At 32.7% G+C, this 2,954-nt stretch carries 5 protein-coding genes and 1 pseudogene; 1 reads left to right on the top strand and 5 read right to left on the bottom strand.

Going from position 1 to position 2,954, the window contains the following annotated elements; genetic code table 11:
• Positions 1-107 (top strand): annotated as a pseudogene (locus ACFSQJ_RS14480) (IS1595 family transposase); the annotation flags it as partial.
• A gap of 196 nt (positions 108-303) precedes the next feature.
• Here ACFSQJ_RS14480 and ACFSQJ_RS14475 read toward each other — a convergent pair.
• The 5 genes from ACFSQJ_RS14475 to ACFSQJ_RS14455 form a co-directional block, all read right to left on the bottom strand.
• Positions 304-1,098: a hypothetical protein gene (locus tag ACFSQJ_RS14475; RefSeq protein WP_339142045.1), complete on the bottom strand. Its 795-nt coding sequence runs from the start codon at positions 1,096-1,098 to the stop codon at positions 304-306.
• A 433-nt stretch (positions 1,099-1,531) separates the two neighbouring features.
• Complete coding sequence (locus ACFSQJ_RS14470; protein WP_339142044.1) at positions 1,532-1,753, bottom strand: type II toxin-antitoxin system HicB family antitoxin; 222 nt, start codon at positions 1,751-1,753, stop codon at positions 1,532-1,534.
• On the bottom strand, positions 1,750-1,962 hold the full coding sequence (locus ACFSQJ_RS14465) for an addiction module protein (RefSeq protein ID WP_339142043.1): 213 nt from the start codon (positions 1,960-1,962) through the stop codon (positions 1,750-1,752). Before ACFSQJ_RS14465 ends, ACFSQJ_RS14470 begins: the two co-directional genes overlap by 4 nt.
• Before the next feature lie 191 nt (positions 1,963-2,153).
• Entirely contained in the window at positions 2,154-2,555 is a 402-nt protein-coding gene (locus ACFSQJ_RS14460; protein ID WP_377767680.1) for a hypothetical protein, read from the bottom strand.
• 40 nt (positions 2,556-2,595) lie between these two features.
• Positions 2,596-2,823 carry a JAB domain-containing protein gene (locus tag ACFSQJ_RS14455; RefSeq protein ID WP_377767681.1) on the bottom strand — a complete coding sequence of 76 codons (228 nt, stop codon included), beginning with the start codon at positions 2,821-2,823 and terminating at the stop codon, positions 2,596-2,598.
• Positions 2,824-2,954 lie beyond the last annotated feature (131 nt).

Raw genomic sequence — 2,954 nt, 5'->3', positions numbered from 1 at the left:
AGTACCTACAGCTCTATCTTGATGAGTTCGTTTACAAACTTAATAGACGGTATTTCGGGGAAAGACTGTTCGAAAGAGTAGTTATTGCTAATATCACAGGGTTATGACACTTAACGGATATTCAAATCTTTATTTCCATTTTTTAAATTCTTAGGTTGGATTATTTTTTAGACAAATTAATTGTACAGTCTTTATCAAAGAAATATACCAAAAGAGTGTTCACAACATGAACCTACAATTGCCTATTGTAAGTTATAATCCATTTTAAGTTCAATAAATCTTAACTCTGATATTGTTCAATGATTACTCAAACCTATTTATAGGAATTGGTGCCTCAGGCACAAAGTCATTTCTTGAACTATTGAAAAACAAAGCTTTTCCATGAAATCTGTTGGTACTCGTTTCAACCTCCAGATAACTAAAGTTTTTTATAAAGAACTTATAGAGAGGTTTATTATATTTCATCATTGAAGTATGTAAATTTTCAAGAAAAACCACATTATCAAATGATAGAAAAAGTCTGAAAAGAGATTCTACAAATAAAAATAGCTTGTCTCCAAAAATCTTATGATATACAAGACTAAAACTATCAAACCAAATAAAACTTCCAGTCTTAGTGTCTGTCCTATAACTTATGGCACAATTCTTTTCCCTTCTACAATAAAACCTAATAGGCCAATCTGCCATAAGACGAAAGTATTCTTCATTCATCAATTTTTCTAACCCTTCTTCAATTATATTTAAATCGCAATAATTAATATTGCCATCATTACTGTTATGAAAAATATGGTGATTATCTAGGGATATTTTAAGTTCAAGAGCATCTTTGTAATCGATTTTTAAATGCTTCATGAGCATAAATTCATTGAATAAAAAACCATAGTGAGAAACATCTAAGGGCCAATCTGTATAATCTTCATTTTTTTTATTAAGAAAATTACCGTTCGAATCAATATTAAATTCTCGTTTCAAATGCCCAAAGCTTTTGTAACCAAGTGCTTTGGACATGACTTTTAACATTTCAGTCTTGGGGATTTGAGGATAAAGCTTTTTGAATTCAAGAAAAGCATCTTTGGTTAGGTAATCTAATTCAGTCATAATTAATAGATTTTAAGATGAGTGGATTTATCCATGAGATAGAAAGAAATAAATCTCAAATCCTAAAAACTATTACTAAATGATGCTAAAAAATTCCCATTTGCGTATAAATACGATTCTTTCTAATGGCGGGCTATTCCTATATAAAAATAATAAAAATTTACAAATTCATTGTATCCGGATTTAGTATTACGTTTTGAGCGCAACGGAAACAATCTAACTATTTCTCCAAATCGGATTCAACTAATAACTTTCCTAATAGTAAGCAATGTTTCAATACCAATTTGTGTTGCTAACCCTATCTATAATTTTTCCTTGCTCACCCATGGCATTATTAATTTAGTTGGACTTAATTTATAATATGAAATTGTTCAATGTCCATCGCAGAACGTCATCTTTAACAAATTGTTTATTGCTTGGATATAAGTACTAGCTACGTAATTACGACCATTTGTGAATCCGAATTAGGCTGCGGTATAGGCAGCCCTTCATCTTGCATGATTTCAAGATGCAAAGTTATCGCTTCTATGATATTGGATTCAATTTCATCTCGACTTTTGCCAGCCGAGGTACAACCTGGCAAATCTGGAACATAAGCACCAAAACCATCAGCTGATTTCTCATACACCACTAGATACTTTAGAGTTTTTCTCACTTTTTTCGTTTTTGGTCTAATTTAATCTTCACTTCTTCCCAAGTATAGTACTTGGCTTTACCTGATTTATGTCGTTCGAGCCTATTATCCAGTTCTTCCTTTTGGGCTTGGCTTAATTGAATTGAATCTGTTTCTATAGAATCCCATATTTTTTCAATCAAATCCAAGCGTTCTTCGGTGCTAAGTTTGAGAATTTTTTCTAAATCCATAAGTTTCATTTTCTAGGTTAAATACGGGATTAGAGTAAAGTACGGAAAGTTAGCGCAATGAAACAAGGAAAGATTTGAGGTAAGGAAAACTTGGACTTACTGAAAATTTTCCGCAGATGAATAAGCTAAGCTTTTCATTTGTGATGTGCAGCAGTGCAGCAAACCATTCTCATTGGCGATTTTCCGTTTGCCTAGTTTAAAAATGACTGTATAATAGTTTTTGGAACTTCAAGCGTAACTTGATTTTCAAGCATACCATGAAAGTCAAAGATTTTACATGGCTGTACCTTAACGATGTTTTCTCTCCTCAAAAGTTCTATACCCAACATGTAATTCCAACATCTAATCAAAGTATTTAACTTTTCAGCACCAATTGTTAAATCCATTATACCGTCATTTCCAAGAGAATGAGAGTAGATTATAAGAAAATATTCAACAGCATCCATCTCGGTAAAATCTACTAAATGGTCTATATCCGAAATTTGAAACATTGCATTAAGCATTTTTAGTGGAACCTCATCAGATGTCAAATCTCTAGATCCTTTTATAAGGTTTACGGTTTGAGAGGTCAGATTTAGAACATTGCTAGTCATAGATAAATTCTTCAATATTACTACGAATTAAAGTAAGGAATTAATCGTTAAGAATTAATCTTTCATCCGAAAAACTAAAATAGGATTGGTGTGGGGTCACTATGATATGATCGAGAACCAAAATATCGAGAAATTTACCTGCTTTTACAATTTTCCGAGTCAATTGCTTGTCAGCTTCACTTGGTATAACCACTCCACTGGGATGATTATGGGTAAGAATAATTGCGGTAGAGAGTGTTTTTAAGGCGGTTGCAAATATCAATCTTATATCTACTGCAAAAAACGGGCATAGTATACCACCTGCGGCGGATTAAACTGAGCCACCCGCGGCGGACCAAAGTGAGCATAGTGGGGCGGATGAAAGTGAGCCACTAAAAAGATCGATTCTATTTGAGTGTT

Origin of the sequence: Croceitalea marina (genome assembly GCF_042684265.1) — a bacterium.
GTDB lineage: Bacteria > Bacteroidota > Bacteroidia > Flavobacteriales > Flavobacteriaceae > Croceitalea > Croceitalea marina.
This window is presented reverse-complemented; position numbering and strand designations above follow the sequence as displayed.